The sequence below is a fragment of the Rhizobium sp. Root1220 genome (assembly GCF_001426265.1).
In the GTDB taxonomy this organism is placed as follows: Bacteria; Pseudomonadota; Alphaproteobacteria; order Rhizobiales; family Rhizobiaceae; genus Rhizobium.
This window is the reverse complement of record NZ_LMDG01000035.1, coordinates 215,119-233,503: the sequence shown is the minus strand read 5'-3', so window position 1 is coordinate 233,503 and position 18,385 is coordinate 215,119. Positions and strand designations below refer to the sequence as shown.

Annotated in this window: 14 protein-coding genes; 3 read left to right on the top strand and 11 right to left on the bottom strand. The window is 61.9% G+C overall.

Annotated elements, in window-relative coordinates; genetic code table 11:
• Position 1: 1 nt before the first annotated feature.
• The 8 genes from ASC90_RS24440 to ASC90_RS24405 form a co-directional block, all read right to left on the bottom strand.
• The gene (locus ASC90_RS24440; protein WP_056546202.1) at positions 2 to 853 is read right to left on the bottom strand and encodes an enoyl-CoA hydratase family protein; all 852 of its coding nucleotides are present in this window, start codon (positions 851 to 853) and stop codon (positions 2 to 4) included.
• The gene (locus ASC90_RS24435) at positions 850 to 1,641 is read right to left on the bottom strand and encodes an SDR family NAD(P)-dependent oxidoreductase (protein WP_056546440.1); all 792 of its coding nucleotides are present in this window, start codon (positions 1,639 to 1,641) and stop codon (positions 850 to 852) included. The genes ASC90_RS24440 and ASC90_RS24435 overlap by 4 nt, the downstream gene beginning before the upstream one ends.
• Positions 1,642 to 1,651: 10 nt before the next feature.
• Complete coding sequence (locus ASC90_RS24430) at positions 1,652 to 3,970, bottom strand: bifunctional salicylyl-CoA 5-hydroxylase/oxidoreductase (RefSeq protein WP_056546438.1); 2,319 nt, start codon at positions 3,968 to 3,970, stop codon at positions 1,652 to 1,654.
• Between the two features lie 180 nt (positions 3,971 to 4,150).
• The gene (locus tag ASC90_RS24425; protein ID WP_056546200.1) at positions 4,151 to 4,981 is read right to left on the bottom strand and encodes an ABC transporter ATP-binding protein; all 831 of its coding nucleotides are present in this window, start codon (positions 4,979 to 4,981) and stop codon (positions 4,151 to 4,153) included.
• Positions 4,974 to 5,852: an ABC transporter ATP-binding protein gene (locus tag ASC90_RS24420; RefSeq protein WP_056546198.1), complete on the bottom strand. Its 879-nt coding sequence runs from the start codon at positions 5,850 to 5,852 to the stop codon at positions 4,974 to 4,976. The genes ASC90_RS24425 and ASC90_RS24420 overlap by 8 nt, the downstream gene beginning before the upstream one ends.
• A complete protein-coding gene (locus ASC90_RS24415) occupies positions 5,849 to 6,712 on the bottom strand; it encodes an ABC transporter permease (protein WP_056546435.1) in 864 nt (287 codons plus the stop codon). Before ASC90_RS24415 ends, ASC90_RS24420 begins: the two co-directional genes overlap by 4 nt.
• Positions 6,713 to 6,728: 16 nt before the next feature.
• Entirely contained in the window at positions 6,729 to 7,736 is a 1,008-nt protein-coding gene (locus tag ASC90_RS24410; RefSeq protein ID WP_056546431.1) for an ABC transporter permease, read from the bottom strand.
• 134 nt (positions 7,737 to 7,870) lie between these two features.
• Positions 7,871 to 9,406, bottom strand: a complete 1,536-nt coding sequence (locus ASC90_RS24405; protein WP_056546196.1) for an ABC transporter substrate-binding protein — start codon at positions 9,404 to 9,406, stop codon at positions 7,871 to 7,873.
• 315 nt (positions 9,407 to 9,721) lie between these two features.
• On the opposite strand from ASC90_RS24405, the gene ASC90_RS24400 reads away from it, so the two are divergent.
• A complete protein-coding gene (locus tag ASC90_RS24400; protein WP_056546194.1) occupies positions 9,722 to 11,875 on the top strand; it encodes an indolepyruvate ferredoxin oxidoreductase subunit alpha in 2,154 nt (717 codons plus the stop codon).
• 8 nt (positions 11,876 to 11,883) lie between these two features.
• Positions 11,884 to 13,431 carry an indolepyruvate oxidoreductase subunit beta family protein gene (locus ASC90_RS24395; RefSeq protein WP_056546192.1) on the top strand — a complete coding sequence of 516 codons (1,548 nt, stop codon included), beginning with the start codon at positions 11,884 to 11,886 and terminating at the stop codon, positions 13,429 to 13,431.
• A gap of 11 nt (positions 13,432 to 13,442) precedes the next feature.
• Here ASC90_RS24395 and ASC90_RS24390 read toward each other — a convergent pair whose 3' ends face one another.
• From ASC90_RS24390 to ASC90_RS24380, 3 genes are all read right to left on the bottom strand, one after another.
• Positions 13,443 to 13,949 carry a MarR family transcriptional regulator gene (locus tag ASC90_RS24390; protein ID WP_056546190.1) on the bottom strand — a complete coding sequence of 169 codons (507 nt, stop codon included), beginning with the start codon at positions 13,947 to 13,949 and terminating at the stop codon, positions 13,443 to 13,445.
• A 24-nt stretch (positions 13,950 to 13,973) separates the two neighbouring features.
• A complete protein-coding gene (locus ASC90_RS24385) occupies positions 13,974 to 15,563 on the bottom strand; it encodes an NAD(P)/FAD-dependent oxidoreductase (protein WP_056546188.1) in 1,590 nt (529 codons plus the stop codon).
• Between the two features lie 63 nt (positions 15,564 to 15,626).
• Positions 15,627 to 16,412, bottom strand: coding sequence for a cyclase family protein (locus ASC90_RS24380; RefSeq protein WP_056546186.1), 786 nt, complete (start codon positions 16,410 to 16,412; stop codon positions 15,627 to 15,629).
• Between the two features lie 325 nt (positions 16,413 to 16,737).
• On the opposite strand from ASC90_RS24380, the gene ASC90_RS24375 reads away from it, so the two are divergent.
• Entirely contained in the window at positions 16,738 to 18,309 is a 1,572-nt protein-coding gene (locus ASC90_RS24375) for an NAD(P)/FAD-dependent oxidoreductase (protein WP_056546426.1), read from the top strand.
• Positions 18,310 to 18,385 lie beyond the last annotated feature (76 nt).

Sequence of the window (18,385 nt, the reverse complement as noted above, 5' to 3'; positions counted from 1 at the left end):
CCTAGTTTCCCTGGAACTCTGGCTTGCGCTTGGCGGCGAAGGCTTCGAAGGCTCGGCGAAAATCCTGCGTTGCCATGCAGAGGGCCTGCGCCTGCGCCTCGGACTCGATCATCTCGTCGATGCCCATGGCCCATTCCTGGTTCAGCATGGTCTTGGTCATGCCGTGAGCGAACCACGGGCCATCGGCCAGCGAACGTGCAAGTTTGTGCGCTTCGCCGTCGAGATCGCTGCCGTGGTAAAGCGCATTGTAGAACCCCCAGGCGTTGCCTTCGGCGGCCGTCATTGAACGGCCGGTGTAAAGCAATTCGGCGGCTCTACCCTGGCCGATGATGCGCGGGAGAATCCCGCATGCGCCCATATCGGCTCCGGCAAGCCCAACGCGCGTAAAGAGGAAGGCGGTCTTGGCTTCAGGTGTCGCCAGCCTGAGGTCGGACGCCATGGCGAGAATGGCGCCAGCACCCGCACAGATACCGTCGACAGCGGCAACGATCGGTTGCGGGCATTTTCGCATTGCCTTGACGAGGTCGCCCGTCATGCGCGTGAAGGCGAGCAGTTCAGGCATCGCCATGCGTGTCAGCGGTTCAATGATCTCGAACACGTCGCCGCCGGACGAGAAATTGCCACCGGCGCCGGACAGCACGATCGCCCGTACGTCCGACGCATAGGCGAGATCGCGAAACAGGTCGCGCAACTCGGCGTAGCTGTCGAAGGTCAGCGGATTCTTTCGCTCGGGTCGATTGAGGGTAATCGTCGCCACGCGGCTATCCTCGCTGACCTCCCAGAGAAAATGCCGTGCCTGGTAGTCCTTGAAGGAGCGCAGGTGTCCCTGCATCGTCATGTCCTTGTCGCTCATCCCGCCAAAACCTCCCCGCCGGCCACCGCGATGGCCTGCCCATTGATCGACGCGCTGCCGGGTGCCGCCAGCCACAGGACCGTATCCGCAACCTCCTCAGGCTTGACGAGCCTGCCTTGCGGATTGGATTTCGTGAATTCGGCGAGCGCCTGCTTGGCGCTGCGTCCTGTCTTCGCGACGATTGTCTGGATCGATCGCGCTATGATGGGTGTGTCGGTAAAGCCAGGGCAGACGGCGTTGACCGTGATCCCGGTCTTCGCCAGTTCCAGCGCCAGTGACCGGGTCAGCCCAACGACGCCATGCTTGGCCGCGACATAGGCTGACACGTAGCCGTAGCCGGTCAGGCCCGCCGTCGATGCGATGTTGATGATGCGTGCGCCGACGCCCCGCGCCTTGAGATCCGGCAAGACGGCCTGGGTTACGAGGAAGACGCCGGTCAGGTCGACGGCGAGCACCTGATTCCACATCTCGACGCTGGTCTTTTCGAAAGCAGCGCTCGGCGCTTCGCCGGCATTGTTGACCAGGATGTCGACCGGACCAAACGCCGCGCGCGCTCGCGCCAAGCCCTTCGCGATCGCCTCGGCATTCGTCACGTCGAAAGCCTCCGCGACATGGGCGTCCCCTGTTCCGATCTCGTCGGCGAGCGCCTGCAGCGGCTCGCGTCTTCGACCGGCAAGCGTCACGCGCGCGCCTTCCGAAACCAGCGCACGAGCGATCGCCGCTCCGATACCGGAACCGGCGCCGGTGACGAGGGCATGGCGACCTGAAAGTTTACCGGAACTGGTCATCATGCCTCGATTACTTGCCGGGCGCCGCGGTGGCGGCGCGTGCGAGGTTGGCTTCGTATTGATACTTGCCGGACTGGTACTGTTTTGGCCAGGAAATCGAGGTCAGCCCGATCTTGGCAGCTTCATGCAACGACCATGCAGGGTCGGCAAGATGCGGACGGGCAACCGCGCACAGATCGGCGCGGCCGGCGGCGATGATCGAATTGGCGTGGTCCGCCTCCGAGATCGCGCCGACGGCGATGGTCGGAATGCCGATCTCGTTGCGGATCTTGTCGGAGAAGGGTGTCTGGAAAAGGCGACCGTAAACCGGCTGCTCCTCCTTTGACACCTGGCCCGACGAGCAATCGATCAGATCGGCGCCGGCATCCTTGAACATAGCCGCGAAGATCGCGGCATCCTCTGGCGTGTTGCCGCCATCCATCCAGTCGTGGCAGGAGAGCCGCACCGACATCGGCTTGTCCTCGGGCCAGACGGCACGCACCGCACGGAACACTTCGAGCGGGTAGCGAGCGCGGTTTTCGTGGCTGCCGCCATATTCGTCATCGCGCAGGTTGGTGACCGGCGAAAGGAAGCTCGACAACAGATAGCCATGGGCGCAATGCAGTTCCAGCCAGTCGGCGCCTGTCGTTACCGCCAGCTCCGCGGCACGGACATGATCGGCCTTGACCCGGTCCATGTCGGCGCGATCCATCGCCTTCGGGACTTCGCTGTTCTTGAGATAAGGCACGGCGGAAGCGGAGATCAACGGCCAGCCGCCTTCGCCGACGGGTTGGTCGATGCCGTCCCAGGCAAGCTTGGTGGCCCCCTTGCGGCCGGCGTGGCCGATCTGGAGTCCGACCTTGGCGGCGCTGTTGGTGTGAACGAAATCGACGAGTCGGCGCCATTGCGTCGCCTGTTCTACGTTCCACAAGCCGAGGCAACCGGGCGTGATACGGGCGTCGGGTGAGACGCAGGTCATTTCCGCAAACACCAGGCCGGCGCCCCCGAGCGCCCGGGAGCCCAGATGGACGATATGGAAATCGTTCAGCAACCCGTCCTCTGCCGAGTACATGGCCATCGGCGAGACGACGATGCGGTTGACCAGTGTCGTACCGCGCAGCTGGTAAGGCGTGAACATCGGCGGCAGGCAGCGGTCGTTTCCGACCGCCACGCCTGACTTTTTCGCGAACCAGCGCTCGTAGCCCTCCAGCCAGGTCTTGTCGCGCAGGCGCAGGTTCTCGTGGCTGATGCGCTGCGAGCGGGTGAGCATGGAATACATGAACTGCTCGGGCTCGAGCGTATCGGCGTACCGGCGGCCGACCACCTCGAACCACTCCATGGCGTTGCGCGCCGCGTTCTGAATGCGTGCGACGTCGACGCGGCGGATTTCCTCGTAGGTTTCGAGGACCGCCGGGATCGCCTGCTTGCCATGGCCGTGAATTTGGAACTGTCGCGTCAGCTCGATCGCGTCGTCGATTGCAAGCTTGGTGCCGGAGCCGATGGCGAAATGCGCGGTATGAGCTGCATCGCCCATCAATACGACATGCGAATTGCCATTGAAATGGCTCCACTTGCCGCAAATCAGACGATTGAAGTTGAGCCACGCGGAGCCGCGCATGTGGCGCGAATTGGTCATCAGCGAAGCGCCGTCAAGCACCTCGGAGAACAGGTTTTCGCAGAACGCGATCGAACCGTCCTGATCCATTTTGTCGAGACCGTGGGCCAGATAGGCCTCCTCGGTGGTCTCGATGATGAAGGTCGAGGTCTTGTCGTCGAACTTGTAGATATGCGCCTGGAACCAGCCGTGATCCGTCTTGCGGAAGTCAAACGTGAAGGCGTCGTACAGTTTGTCGGTGCCGAGCCAGATGTATCGGTTTGGCCGGGTGATCATGTCGGGCTGGAATATTTCGGGATAGTGGTTGCGGATCTTCGAATTCAGCCCATCTGAGCCGATCACCAGGTCGGCATCGAGGAAATCGAGGTCCGAGCCCACATCCGTTTCGAAGATCAGTTCGACGCCGAGGTCCTCGCAGCGCTTCTGCAGGATGTTGAGCAGCTTCTTGCGACCGATGCCGACGAAGCCGTGGCCCGAGGTGCGCTGGCGGGTGCCCTTGAACCAGACCTCGATATCATCCCAGTGGTTGAAGGCATCCTGGATTTCAGCGGCACTTTCCGGATCCCATTCCTGCATCGCCGCCATGGTCGCATCGGAGAAGACGACGCCCCAGCCGAAGGTATCGTAGGGCCGGTTGCGCTCGACGACGCGAATGGAGTGCTCGGGGTGAAGCTTCTTCATCAAAAGGCCGAAATAGAGGCCCGCCGGACCTCCACCGATACAGACGATGCGCATCTTCATTCCTTCCCAGTCACGCCGCGCCGTGCGACGGCGGATCAAGTTATTTGAAGTTTAAAATATATCGAGGCAATGCGAGGCGTCAAGCTTTAAATCCACGATATCCAGCTGCCGTTGCGGGGCCCTGATATCCACGGTCCAGTTCATCGCGACTCGCCCGCATCCCCGACGGGCCGGCTATGCCTCGGCGACGCGGTCGAGCCAGCCGGGTTCGATGCGGGGCAGGGGGATGGCGTCCAGCAGGGTGCGCGTGTAGGCGTTCTCGGGTGCAGAGAAGACACGATCACAGGAGCCGTGCTCGACCACGCTGCCGTGCCGCATCACGTAGACCCTATCGCAAACCGCTCGGATCACTGACAGGTCATGGCTGATGAAGGCCATGGAGAGACCGAGGTCCCGCGAGAGTTCCTTCATCAGGTTGAGCACCTGCGCCTGCGTCGAGACGTCGAGCCCGGAGACGATTTCATCGGCGAGCACGAAGTCCGGTTCCAGCAGCGCCGCCCGCGCGATGCCGACGCGCTGGCGCTGGCCGCCCGACAGCTCGTGCGGATTGCGGTCAAGGCAGGCGGTCGGCAGCATGAAGCGCTCGAAGATCGCGGCGACCTGCCGTTCGGCGGTTCTGGTGTCGTCCGCTAGCCGGTGCAGCAGCAGGGGCTCCACGAGAATGCGGCGGATCGTATGACGCGGATTGAGCGATGCCATCGGATCCTGAAAGATCATCTGCATGCGCCTGCGCAGTGGCCGTAGCGCAGCGTCGGACACTCTCGTGATGTCGATCCCGTCGAAACGAATGGTGCCGGCCGAAACATTGACGAGCCGGAGCAGCGCGCGTCCGAGCGTCGTCTTGCCGGAGCCGGATTCGCCAACGATGCCGATCGTTTCGCCGCGCCGAACGGAGATGTCGACGCCATGCAAAACCTTGTGGCCGCCGCCCGGCTTGCCGAGCAGCCCGCGGGTCGCACCGTAGGTGACTTCGATGCCGGATGCAGTCAGCAGCAGGTCAGACATGGGGCCTCGCATCAGTTCCGATTTCCCGCCGCAACTGCGCGAACACAGCCTGTGGGACAGGCGTCAGCCCGGCGTCCGGCCGATCGTAGCGCGGGCTCGCCGCAAGAAGAGCCTGGGTGTAGGCGTGAACCGGCCGGTCGAGCACATCGGCTGTCGATCCGGCCTCGATGACCTTGCCCGAATAAAGCAGTGCCACGTGATCGCAGATCTGAGCGACGACGCCGAGGTCATGTGTCACGAAGATCACTGCCGTCCCGTGCTTGTCCTGCATGCCGCGGATCAGACGCAGGATCTGTTTCTGGACGGTCACGTCGAGGGCCGTCGTCGGCTCGTCGGCCACAACGAGCTTGGGCTCGAGCGCAAAGGCGGCGGCAATCAGCACGCGCTGGCGCATGCCGCCGGAAAGCTCATGCGGATAGGCCCTGAGCACACGCTCGGGATCGCGGATATGCACTTCCTCGAGAAGCGCGATTGCCCGTGCATGCGCCTGCCTGCCGGACATCCCCCGCTTCATTCTGAGGCCGTCCGTCAACTGCGCCTCGATGCGCCGTCCGGGATTGAGAGCCGTTTGCGGGTCTTGCGGTATCAGCGCGATCTCGCTTCCCATGATCTGCCGCAACGCAGCCGAAGGAAGGGTCAGCAGATCGCGATTCTCGAATAGGACGGAGCCGCCGGTGACGCGAACGGTGGCTGGCAGGATGCCGAGCAACGCCTTTGCGATGGTGGATTTTCCGGCACCGCTTTCGCCGACTAGGCCAAGTACTTCGCCGCGCGCTAGCGTCAGCGACACGTTCCTGAGGATCGGAGTGCCGCCGTCGCGGTCGGAAACGGCCGTCAGTCCGGTTATCGAGAGCAGCGGTTCGTGGCTCATCGGCGCATCACCGGGTCAAGGGCACGGCGCAGGCCGTCACCCAGTTGGTTAAACGCAAGGACCGTTGCGAACAGCGCGATCAGGGGCGCGACCATCACCCACCAGCCTTGGTAGATCATCTGTCGACCGGCTGCAATCATGCCGCCCCACGTCGGAGTATCCGAAGAGACGGAAAGGCCGACGAAGGACAGAATCGCCTCGACGATCACCGCAATGCCCATTTCCAGGCTGATCAGCGCGATCAGGACCGGCGCGACATTGGGCAGGATCTCCGAGAACAGGATGCGGACACGCGAAAAGCCGATGGTCTGCGCGGCCGTCACATAGTCCATCTGCGCCTGCGATCTCGTCTCGGATCGCACCACGCGACAGAAGCGCGTCCAGTCGATGATGACGATGGCAGCGATAACGGAGTGAACGCCGGCGCCGAAAACGGCAACGAGAAGGATTGACAGCAGGACCGGCGGGAAGGCCATCCATATGTCGACGAGGCGTGAGATGACCCGGTCCGCCCAGCCGCCGTACCAGCCGGCAATCAGGCCCAGCAAAGTGCCGATCGCCGCAGCAAGCGTTGCCGCGACCAAGGCGACGACCAGGGCGATGCGGGTGCCGAAGATCAGGCGGGAGAGCACGTCGCGGCCGAGATCATCCGTACCAAGCCAATAGCCGGGCTCGGCGCCAGTGATCCAGGCAGGCGGCAGAGTGCCGAGCATCAGGTCCTGCTCGAGCGGATCCTTTGGCGCGAGCCATGGGGCGAAGATGGCAAAGACGATGAGGAGAAGGATGAAGGCCCCGCCAAACACGACCTTTGGTTCGGCTGCAAGCGCGCGAAGGCGCCGCCGCACAGGCGCCGGATGCATCGGTCGGGAGGCAATATCAACCATGACGCAGCCTCGGATTGAACGCAGCGACGAGCAAGTCGACAAGCAGGTTGACCAGAATGAACAGCACCCCGAACACGAGCACCAGTCCCTGTATCAGAGGCAGGTCGCGGTTGATGACGGCATCGATCGCCATGTTGCCGATGCCGGGATAGGAAAAGATGCGTTCGACGATGACCGTGCCGCCGATGAGAAAGGTGAATTGAACGCCAGTTAGCGCGATGGTCGGGCCGATCGCATTGCGCAGTGCCTCCTGCAATACGAGGCGAAGCTCCGACATGCCTTTCAGCCTTGCGAGCAGGATATAGTCCTGCACCATTGCTTCGGACAATGCCGCCTTGAGGACGCGGGCGATGATCGCGGCAAGCGGCAGAGCAAGCGCCAGAACCGGCATGACCATATGCGCGAGTACATCGCCGAATACGGCAAACCGCAGCCGGACGAGACTTTCGATGAGGTAAAATGGTGTCGCAAACGGCAAGTCGATCATCGGGTCGATGCGGCCGGAAAGCGGAAGCAGCGGATAGAAGACGCCAAGCACCAGAACGAGTGCTAGGGCCCACACGAAATCCGGAACGGCCAGGAAGAGGCCGTTCAATGCGTCAATGACGGGCTCGAGCGGGCTGCGCCGCAGCAGCGTGCCGACGACCGCAATTGCCGCCCCCAATCCGACCGCGACGACAAGGGCCGCGATGGCGAGTTCGAGCGTTGCCGGCAGACGTTCGCCGAGCAGGCTGATCACGCTGCGTTTCAGGGATATCGACGTGCCGAAGTCGCCGCCCAGCATAGCCTTCAGCCACAAGCCGAACTGCATGGTCAGGCTTGCGTCGAGGCCATAATGCGCGCGCAGAGCGGCAATGTCCGCGGCACTTGCGCCCGGCGAAATCATCATGGCGATCGGATCGCCCGGCACGACGCGCAGAAGGACGAACACGATCAGGGCGACGCCGAATAGGGTGACGGCGGCCATGACGACGCGATTGAAGATAGAAAGCGCTATCATCAGCTCATATTTCTCGCAGGACACCGAGTGCCGCCAGGATGCGGCAGCAGCGTCTGCAAAGGATGCCATTTCGGAATGCGGACGGGCCACTCGACCCGCCCGTAGCCGGATTCATCATCCGGTTGGAAGCATGTCTACGCCTTGGCGACCAGTGTCGGCTGCAGAGCGCCCGAAACGTTCGGGGTGACCTTCAGACTCGACTTGTAGACAATCGGCTGGGCGTACTGGAGAAGCGGGATCACGTAACCCTGTTCTGCAATGTACTTGCTGACAGCCTTCCACCCGGCGATGCGCTTTGCCTCGTCCTTCTCGCCCCAAAGCGGTGCGATCATGTTGTCGAGGTCGTCGGTATTCCAGACCGAGTGCGGCGAGGGGCCGAACATCGCAAAGCCCGTCGATGTGGTCGGATCGCCGATCGCGTTGCCCCAGTTGTAAAAGGCGGCAGGCGCCAGAGCGTCGGCGGCACGCAATTCGTAGTGCTTGGCGATTTCGTAGACCTCGATATCGGCCTCGATTCCGACTTTGCGCCACATGCCGACGATCGCCTGGATCATCTCGTAGTCCTTGGGCTTGAACCCGCGGGTGGTCTGGATCTTGAACCTGGCCGGCTTCTCCGGCGAGTAGCCGGACGCGGCGAGCAGTGTCTTTGCCTTCTCGGCGTCGAAGCCGACGACGATCGACGGATCGAAGGCATCGTATTCGGGCGCCTCGAGCGTGTCGATCGGCACGCCGTAGCCGCGCAGCAAGCGGGCAACGATCGCCTTCTTGTCGATCGCGTGGTGGGCGGCCAGACGCACGTTCTTGTCCAGCATCACGTCGACGTTGTTGATGAAGATCATCCCGATATCGGAGATCGGCGTAGCGACGCCCGCCAGTCCCGATTTCGTCTTCAGGCGATCGAAATCCTCGTAGGGAATTTCGAGCGTGACGTCGGAAGATCCCGATTCGATTTCAGCAACGCGGCTCGTCGTATCAGGCACGAATTTGAAGACGACCGTGTCGAAGGCCGGCTTGCCACCGAAGTACTTGGGGTTTGCCTTTAGCCGCAGGAAGGCGTTGCCTTCATACGCGTCGACCATATAGGGGCCGGTGCCGATCGGCTTCTTCTCGAAGCCTTCTGCGCCGACTTTCTCGTAATAGGCTTTGGGCAGGACGTAGCCAGTCAGAAACGCCATCCACTTGAAGTAGGTCGGCTCGAAGCGCAGCACATCACCAGTGATGCGGTTGCCTTCGATCTTGTAGTTGCCGGCAGTCGACCAGATAAAGGAAATCGGGTTGCCGCCCTTCTGGTCCGCTGCGCGCGTCAGCGACCAGACGACATCCTCCGGCGTAAACGGAGAGCCATCGTGCCACGTCACGCCTTCGCGGACGTCCATCCAGACCTTGGTCTTGTCGTCGTTCCAGCCCCAGTCCGTCAGCAGGCCGGGTTGAAACTTCAGGTCCGGTCCCTGGCCGATGTACTGGTCGAAGACCGACCGGTAGATTGCCTGGATGGTCGGATTGACCGCCGACGGGCCGGTCGTGGGGTCGAAGGACGGCAAATTGACGTTGAAGGCTATCGTCAGCGTGCCGTTTTCAGAGGCGGAAACAATGTTTCGACCTGCGAGAATCCCAGTAATGAAGGTTGCTGCGCCCAGGCTCAATGCCTCGCGCCGAGTAAGCGTCGTCATAGTCAATCCGTTCCCCTGTTGAGCGGAAGGAGGCTTTGCACCCGCCTGCCGCTGGCGATTTATTGTCGGAATGTTTCAACCTTAAAATAAGTATTGGGAACCGGCAAGCGCTTTGTTGCAACTTGAAAAATCTTCGTTGCTTACAAACAATATGCGTAGGCATGTAATTTTAAGTCTCGCAGGCAGGTGCATCGATGCCAGAGTGTAACGGGGAAAAGAGTCAGCAGACATTTGCCGATTGACAGCGAAGCGCGAGCCGAAATATGTTTTTGCAAATGAATAGAGAAGCAGTCCGAATGGACGAAGGGGAATGCAATGGCCGAACGCTCGTTTGCGCGTGAAGTCGAGGATCTGAAGCTGGGCGAAGGCGAAATCTTCCGCGGCGAAGGCATCCTCGCAATCACTAAAGCCCTCCTGCAGTCCGGGGTGTCCTATGTCGGCGGCTATCAGGGATCGCCCATCTCACATCTGATGGACGTTCTGGCGGATGCCAAGGACGTAATGGAGGATCTCGGCATCCATTTCGAGACCTCTGCGTCCGAGGCTGCCGCAGCGGCCATGCTTTCGGCTTCCGTCATGTATCCGCTGCGCGGGGCCGTCACCTGGAAGTCGACGGCCGGCACCAACGTCGCATCGGACGCCCTGTCCAATCTAGCGTCCGGCGGGGTGACCGGCGGCGCGCTGATCATCATCGGCGAGGACTACGGCGAGGGTTCCTCGATCATGCAGGAGCGGAGCCATGCCTATGCGATGAAATCGCAGATGTGGCTTCTCAATCCGCGCCCCAATCTGCCGTCCATCGTGCAGTCGGTTGAAAAGGGTTTCGAGCTTTCGGAAGCCTCCAACACGCCCGTCATGCTGCAGGTCGGCATCCGCAGCTGTCACGTTCACGGCCAGTTCGAAGCCAAGAACAACAAGCGGCCGGAGTTCACGCTGAAACAGGCGCTTGAAAACCCGGTGCGCGACGTCAACCGCATCGTCCTGCCGCCGGCGTCCTTCCTCCATGAGAAGGAAAAGCTCGGCAAGCGCTGGCCGGCCGCGGTCGATTTCATCAAGAATAACGAACTCAACGAATACTTCGGCCCCTCCGAGGGCGAGGTCGGAATCATTCTCCTTGGCGGTATGTACAACGGCGTCATGCGCGCGCTGCAGCAGCTTGGCCTTGCGGATGTCTATGGCAACTGTTCGGTTCCACTTTATGTTCTCAACGTTGCCTATCCGCTGGTCGATGATCAGGTCGCCGATTTCTGTGTCGGCAAGAGGGCAGTGCTCATGGTCGAGGAAGGCGCGCCCGAGTACATCGAGCAGTCGCTGAACACCATTCTGCGTCGCCGCGACATCCAGACAAAGGTATCCGGCAAGGACGTCCTGCCGCTCGGTGGCGAGTATACCGCGCCGGTGCTGATGAAGGGCATCAGGGATTTCCTCGAAACGCACCAGCGCGTGCTTCTCGGCAACCAGCCGCCGCTGCCCGACCCGACGCCGGTTCTCAACGACCCCAAGGTCAAGGCGCTGGCCGAAGTTGTGCCGCCGCGTCCGCCGGGCTTCTGCATCGGCTGTCCGGAACGGCCGATTTTCGCGGCCATGAAGCTCGTGGAGCAGGAGCTCGGCGAGCACCATGTCTCGGCCGATATCGGTTGCCATCTGTTCTCGATCCTGCCGCCCTTCAATATTGGTGGAACGACGATGGGCTACGGGCTCGGCCCGGCGTCGGCCTCGGCTTTCAATGTTGAGGCGGACAAGCGGTCGATCTCTGTCATGGGTGACGGCGGCTTCTGGCACAACGGCCTTGCGACATCGGTCGGCAACGCCGTGTTCAACAAACAGGACGGCGTCATCCTCGTCGTCGACAATTTCTATTCCGCCGCGACCGGTGGGCAGGACGTCATGTCGTCGCGCGCGCTCAACCCGCGCCGGAAGACCAACAATTCCATCGTCAATGCGGTGAAGGGCATCGGCGCGACATGGGTTCGGCAGATCGACCGGACGTATGACGTCGCCAAGATGCGCGATACGCTGCGCGAGGCACTGACGACAAAAGAGCCCGGCCCGAAGATCATCGTCGCCTCGTCGGAATGCATGCTGAACAAGCAGCGCCGCGTGAAGCCGCAATTCGCCAAGGCGGTGAAGGACGGTCAGCGCATGGTCAAGGAGCGTTTCGGGGTGGACGAGGACGTCTGCACCGGCGACCACGCCTGCATTCGCCTTTCCGGCTGTCCGTCGCTGTCGATCAAGCACACCGACGATCCGCTTAAGGACGATCCGGTGGCGGCGATCGACAACAACTGCGTCGGCTGCGGCAATTGCGGCGAAGTGTCGGAGGCGGCGGTACTCTGTCCGTCCTTCTATCGCGCCGACATTATTCACAATCCGACGGGTTGGGATCGTTTCACCGCTCGCGTCCGCAGCGCCGTCATCGGCTGGCTGCAGGCGCGCCGTGCCTCCCGTCGTATCGTCTTTGCGGATTGAGACCGGCCATGAACGAGCATGTCAGCATGAGCACCCGCCTTTCGACCGACAAGCCGATCTCGCTGGCGATCCTTGCCATGGGTGGCCAGGGCGGCGGCGTTCTGGCCGACTGGGTGGTCGGGCTTGCCGAATCCCAGGGCTGGATGGCGCAAACGACCTCCGTTCCCGGTGTCGCGCAGCGAACCGGCGCGACGATCTACTATCTCGAACTGCTGCCCGCGCGCGATGGCCATGAACCGATCTTCGCGCTGATGCCGACTCCGGGCGATGTCGATGTCGTGCTTGCCGCCGAACTGATGGAAGCGGGACGCTCGGTGCTTCGCGGCCTGGTCACACCCGACAGGACGACGCTGATCGCATCGACGCATCGCGCCTTCGCCGTCGGCGAAAAGGAGAAACCGGGCGATGGCATCGGCAATCCCGTAGTCGTCATGGACGCGACGGATTTCGCAGCGAAGAAGACGATTGCTTTCGACATGGAAGCGCTGGCAGTCAAGAATGGCAGCGTGATCTCCGCTTCCATGTTCGGTGCTCTCGCGGCGGCTGGCGTGCTGCCGTTCGCTAAGGAGGCTTTCGAGGCGATGATCAGGGCGGGCGGCAAAGGCATCGAGCCCAGCCTGCGCGCCTTCAACGCCGCTTATGAACGCACCATCGAAAAACCACGCGATCCGGTGTCCGACAAGCCGCAAAAGCGCCTCGATCCACTGCCGTCAACCGTTGGCCACGCGAAGCTTGATGCGCTCCTCGACAGGATTCGCCGTGAGTTTCCCGAGCCGGCCCATGTGCTCCTCTACGCCGGCGTCAGGAAGCTCACCGACTTTCAGGATCCGGCCTATGCCGACGAGTATCTGAGCCGCGTCGGCGCGCTGCTCCTCCGCGACAAGGCCTCTGGCGGAGCGGAGAAGGACTATGCCTTCACCGTCCAGGCGGCAAAATATGTCGCCGTGGCAATGGCCTATGACGACGTCATTCGTGTCGCGGACCTCAAGGTACGAGGCTCTCGCTTCGACCGCGTCCGTCAGGAAGTCGGCGCCAGGGACGATCAGATTGTCTATATGACGGAGTATATGCACCCCCGCATGGACGAGGTTTGCGGCACCTTGCCGAAGCACGTCGGCCTCTGGATCGAAAACCGGCCGGCTGTTTTCAATCGCCTCGACCGGTTCGTCAACAAGGGGCGACGCGTCAAGACCGGTACGCTGTTCTGGTTCCTGGGCCTCTATGTCGTCTCGGCGCTACGAAGCACGCGCCGCGGCACCCTGCGCAACATGCGCGAGGTCGAGCATCGCGAAACCTGGCTCGAGGCGGCTGTACGGTTGCTTGCAGAGAACTATGACCTGGCGGTCGAAGTTCTCAACAACCGGCGCCTGGTGAAAGGCTATTCCGACACCCACGCCCGTGGCCTTTCCAAATTCGATCGGGTGATGTCGGCCCTGCCGCTGCTTGAGCGCCGCGACGATGGCGCTGCGTGGATGCGGCGCCTGAGGCAAGCGGCACTGCTCGATGAGAACGGGATCGCGCTGGATGGGGCGTTGAAGACGGTCGCGACGCTTTAGGGCACGCAGCCTCAAATCTCATGCTTGCGGATATTGTGGAGAACCTTGTGCAGCGTCGAAAGGAAGGCGCGGTATTCGACCTCGTCCACGCCGTCGAACATCTGCAGGAAGAGGTCGTACATGGTCGGCCAGAGCTTTTCGAACGCAGCCCTGCCTTCTTCCGTGATCGAGACGTCGCGGATGCGCAGGTCCTCCGCACGCGGCTGGCGTCGGATGTAGCCTTGTTCCTCGAGCGAATCGAGTGTCCGGCTCATGGTCGATTGCTCCGTAACGGCGAAGACGGAGAGTTCGTTGATCGTCACCGACGATGCGACGCTCAGGACGGCGAGCGTTCGCATCTTGGCTGTGCTGATATCCTGTTCCTTGAGTTCATCAGCAAGGTTGGCGTTCCAGCGCGCCATCAGCCGGTTCATCAGGTATGGGGCAAAATGGTTAAGACCGATCTCGCCCATTGTCGGGCGCGTCTCGTAACCGTCCTCCTTGCGCCGCAGAACCGTGCCTGAAAACCGTTCTTCCATGGATGAGCGTTTCCTTGTCCTGCGTCAGGAGAGCGACGAAGCCAGCAAAAATCCAGAACCGCCTGCCAGCCCCGGACCGGGATGGGCGGAAGCGCCGATATGATAGAGGCCCGGAATGTGGGTGCGGTGGTTAACAGAAGACTTAAACGGGCGCCAGAGGAAAAACTGGTCGACACCGCAGTAGCCGCCATAGGGATCGCCGCCGACGAGGTTCATGTTCATTGCCTCGAGATCGGCTGGAGAATAGGCCCTGCGGGCGAGCTTGATGGTTTCGAAATTCTCGATGTGGTTCGACAGGATCGCCTCGATGCGATCGGCGTAGCGCTCACGGATGGCTTCCGTCCACAGTCCTTCGGACCCGGTCGCGATCTCGCCCGCCGCATCGCCCTTGATGAAGCGCGGTGCCTCTGGCAGTTGCAGCCAGAGGATCGATTTTCCTTCAGGCACACGGCTCGGATCCAGGGATGCGGGCTGGCCGACGCAGATCGTCGGCTCGGTCGGCAGCAGGCCACGCTCGCATTCGTTGGCGGCGCGCGACACCCCGTCGAGGCCGGATGTCAGATGAAGAAGCGCCACCTTGCCGAGCTCCGGATTTGCCTTCCATTTGGGTGGCTTCGCGAGCGCGTAGTGGATCTGCATGTTGCCCTTTCCGTAGCGGAAGCGGGCAACGCTCTCGGCGGTTTCCACCGGCAGGGGCTGCGGCCAGTCCTTGGTCAGCCGCCCGTAAAGTTGGTTCGGCGTTGTCGAGCAGATCACACCGCGGTTGGCAGTAAGGGTCTCACCGCTCGCCAGTGTGACTCCGCCGGCCTGACCTGAAGCGGTTGCCGTAACTGCCGCGACGTCGGCGCCGGTGCGGATCTTGCCACCATGATCGGAAATCAGTTTCTCGAAGGCGTTCAGAAGAGAGACAGCGCCTCCCTTGGCGATCGGGCAGCCCGCCAGTTCAATGGCAAAGCCGATGACCTTCAGCATCTCGGCGGAATAGGCGCTTTCGGGTCCCAGTCCACAATGCAGAACCCACGGCGCCCACAGGGCATGCATGTCTTCAGATTTATAAGTGGTTTCCAGGTAGCCACGGGCGGGCACGAGTGCTTCGCCGAACCAGGCGGCGAGTTGGCGTAGCCCGCGTCCCCAGCCCTGCTTTGCCACCGTCTTCAGCGTCGTGCCGGACCATAGCGCGCCACCGAGAAGTGAGAACAGGAAGGGTGCATCGGCACCGAGCTTGTCCATCTCCCTGGAGAAGGCCTGGCCGTCGCCGGCGCTGAGACCGTCGAAGGTTGCGACGTTGCGTTGCCGGTCCTTGGCGAAAATGACATGCGAGCCGTTCGGCCGCAGGACGCCTGTCGGCAGGTCCGCATGCGCAAATTCGAGTCCACGCGCTTCGAGATCCTTGCCGAGTGCACCATAGGCCGGCGAAGTGAGGAACAGCACCATCGTCGTCGCCATGACGTCATGGACGAAGCCGGGTTCTGTTACTTCCTCGCTGCGCAGGCAGCCGCCGATTTGCTCGTTCCGTTCGAGAACGAGGACCTTGCGGCCCTTCTTGCCGAGCATCGCGGCTGCCACCAGCGCGTTGATGCCACTCCCGACGATGATGTAGTCGTATTCAGCCATTGCGTCGCCCCGGCGCAGCTAGAAATCTGAAACGGGCCGGAGCCTGGCTCCGGCCCGTGGAAGTTACTTCGTGACAAGCGCCAGTGCGCGAACGGGCGAGCCCGTACCCTTGACGAGCTTCAGGGGAGCAGCAATCAGGACTGCACCCTTTGCCGGGAGCTGGTCGAGCTGGCAAAGGCTGGCGAGCCCGTAGCGGTTGGCCTTGTGCATCAGGTTGTGCGCCGGGAAGGGAGGGTTCATGCCGCCGGCCGAGCCTGCGTCGGTGCCGATGGTTTCCTGTCCCCAGCCGATGATGTTCTTGGTCAGCAGATATTCGATCGCCTCGGCGGTCGGACCGGGCGAATGCGGACCATTCTCATCGGCGTTCAGGAAGGTCTCGGTGGAACCGTTGCGCTTGTACCAATCGGTGCGCAGCAGTACCCAGCTGCCGGCCTCGATCTCGCCATGCTCGGCTTCCCATTCCTTGATGCTCTCGACGGTCAGCAGATAGTCGGGATTGGCGGCGGATTCCTTCGAGCGGTCGATGACGTTGACCGGCGCTACGAAGTTCTGCGGCGGAATGGTATCGGTCGTATTGTTCGGGTTGTCCTTGCCGGTGATCCAGTGACAGGGCGCGTCGAAATGCGTGCCGGTGTGCTCGCCAAGTTCAAGCCAGTTCCAAGCCCAGAACGGGCCGTCCTGGTCGTAAGCCGAAATGGTGTGCACCTTGACGTTCGGGGTGTTCTTGCCGAACTGCGGCGGCAGGTAGAGCACCGGTGTATCGGGGCCGAGCGGTGCAGTGAGATCGACGACCTTCACGGCGCCGGAGATGAGTGCAGTTGCGAGATTGGAAAGAGCTGTAGACGACATTTCAGGGTTCCCCTTGGCGAGATGCCAGCGCGACGGTGCAAAGGGCTTTTAGGCTTCTTGTCTATGCCCGCGGCTGCTGGATGATGGGAGCCTATGCCACGACATATGATATTGCAAGTATCTGCAGCCAGCGAGAAAGACACGCGTTGCATTTGCCTCGACATGACGAAACCGCGACGTTTGTTCCGAAACAAAGGGCATCTGATAGAGATCAAGTGGACCACTGGGATGCTTCCGAGGGCTTGCTGACCGTCGGGCTCTTGAATGCAACTCTCGAAGATGTATGCATGTGCGAATAAAAATCAAAGTGAACGAGGGGTTCAGGATGAGCTACGATGCAGTGGTGGTGGGCGCGGGTCACAACGGTCTCGCCGCGGCCGTCCACCTAGCGACGAAGGGATGGAAAGTTGCCGTGGTGGAGGCCAATGCGGAAGCTGGCGGCGCTGTGAAGACGCGTGAGATGACCATCCCGGGCTTCCGTCACGACGTTGCCGCCATGAACCTGTCAATGTTTGCCGGTTCGGGCTTTTTTGCCGAGCACAAGGAAGCGCTGATCGCACATGGCCTTGGTTTCGTTCCCGCTGCCGACTGCTTTGCGACGGTGTTTCGCGACGACACTTTTCTTGGCGTCAATTCCGATCTCGAAAAGACAAGCGCGGGCATTGCCGCCCTCTCCCCTGAGGACGCCCTCGCCTGGCGGGCGATGCTTGCGGAATTCGGTTCCGATGCACCCCATATCTTTGGTCTTCTCGGAGCGCCGATGCCGTCATTTGCCGCTGCAAAGGTTGTCTGGAAAGCCTGGCGACAGAAGGGAACCGGTTGGCTCTACGACACGCTGCGGCTTCTCTTCGCCTCTCCACGCGATTTTCTCGATGCACGGTTCAGGCACGCGAAGCTCAAGACGATGATGGCGGCCTGGGGGTTGCATCTTGACTTCTCCCCCGATGTCGCCGGCGGCGCCTTGTTCCCCTATCTTGAATCGATGGCCAACCAGGCGTTCGGCATGGTGATCGGCAAGGGTGGTGCCGACACGATCATCGCGGCGATGACAGGCGTCTTGAAGGCCAGGGGCGGCGAATTGATCCTTGGCGCTCCCGTCGAGCACATCAGACTGTCCGGAGGTCGGGCGACGGGCGTCGTGCTTGCCGACGGGAGAATCCTGGAAGCCCAGAAAGCGGTGATCGCCAATATTCATCCCAGGAACCTGTTTGGCCGACTTGTCGCGGCCGACGCGGCGCGCGCCGATTTTGATCGCAAGATCCAGCAATTTCGCGCCGGGCCTGGGACAATGATGCTTCACCTCGCCCTCGACGGATTGCCCGACTGGCGTGCCGGCGAGGAACTCAAGCGCTTCGCCTATGTTCACGTGGCACCCGACCTCGAAATGATGTCACGTGTCTACGCCGAAGCCGCTGCCGGGCTGCTTCCATCCGAACCCGCGCTGGTCGTCGGCCAGCCGACGGCGATCGATCCGACGCGCGCGCCGGATGGCAAGCATGTCCTCTGGGTGCAGGTGCGGGTACTGCCCGCCGAATTCCATGGTGACGCGGCCGGCGAAATCACTGCCCGGAACTGGGATGATGCGAAGGAGGCCTATGCCGAGCGCGTTCTCGACATCCTCGAGCGCTATGCGCCGGGCCTGCGCTCGAAAGTCCTCGGCCGCGCGATTTTCTCGCCCACAGACCTGGAGCGCGAGAACCCGAACCTGATCGGCGGCGACAATCTGTCGGGGAGCCATCATCTCGACCAGAACTTCATCTTCCGTCCGGTTGCCGGATATTCGCGCTATGCGACGCCGGTAAAGTCGCTCTATATGTGCGGCGCCTCCACCTGGCCGGGCGCGGGAACGGGAGCAGGGTCGGGCTTCATGCTTGCAAAGATGCTTTCCCGGTCATAACGGCCTCCATCAAAAGCAATTCCTTTGACATTTCAAATATTGATGCCTAGACCATCGGAACTATCCCAAATGGTTC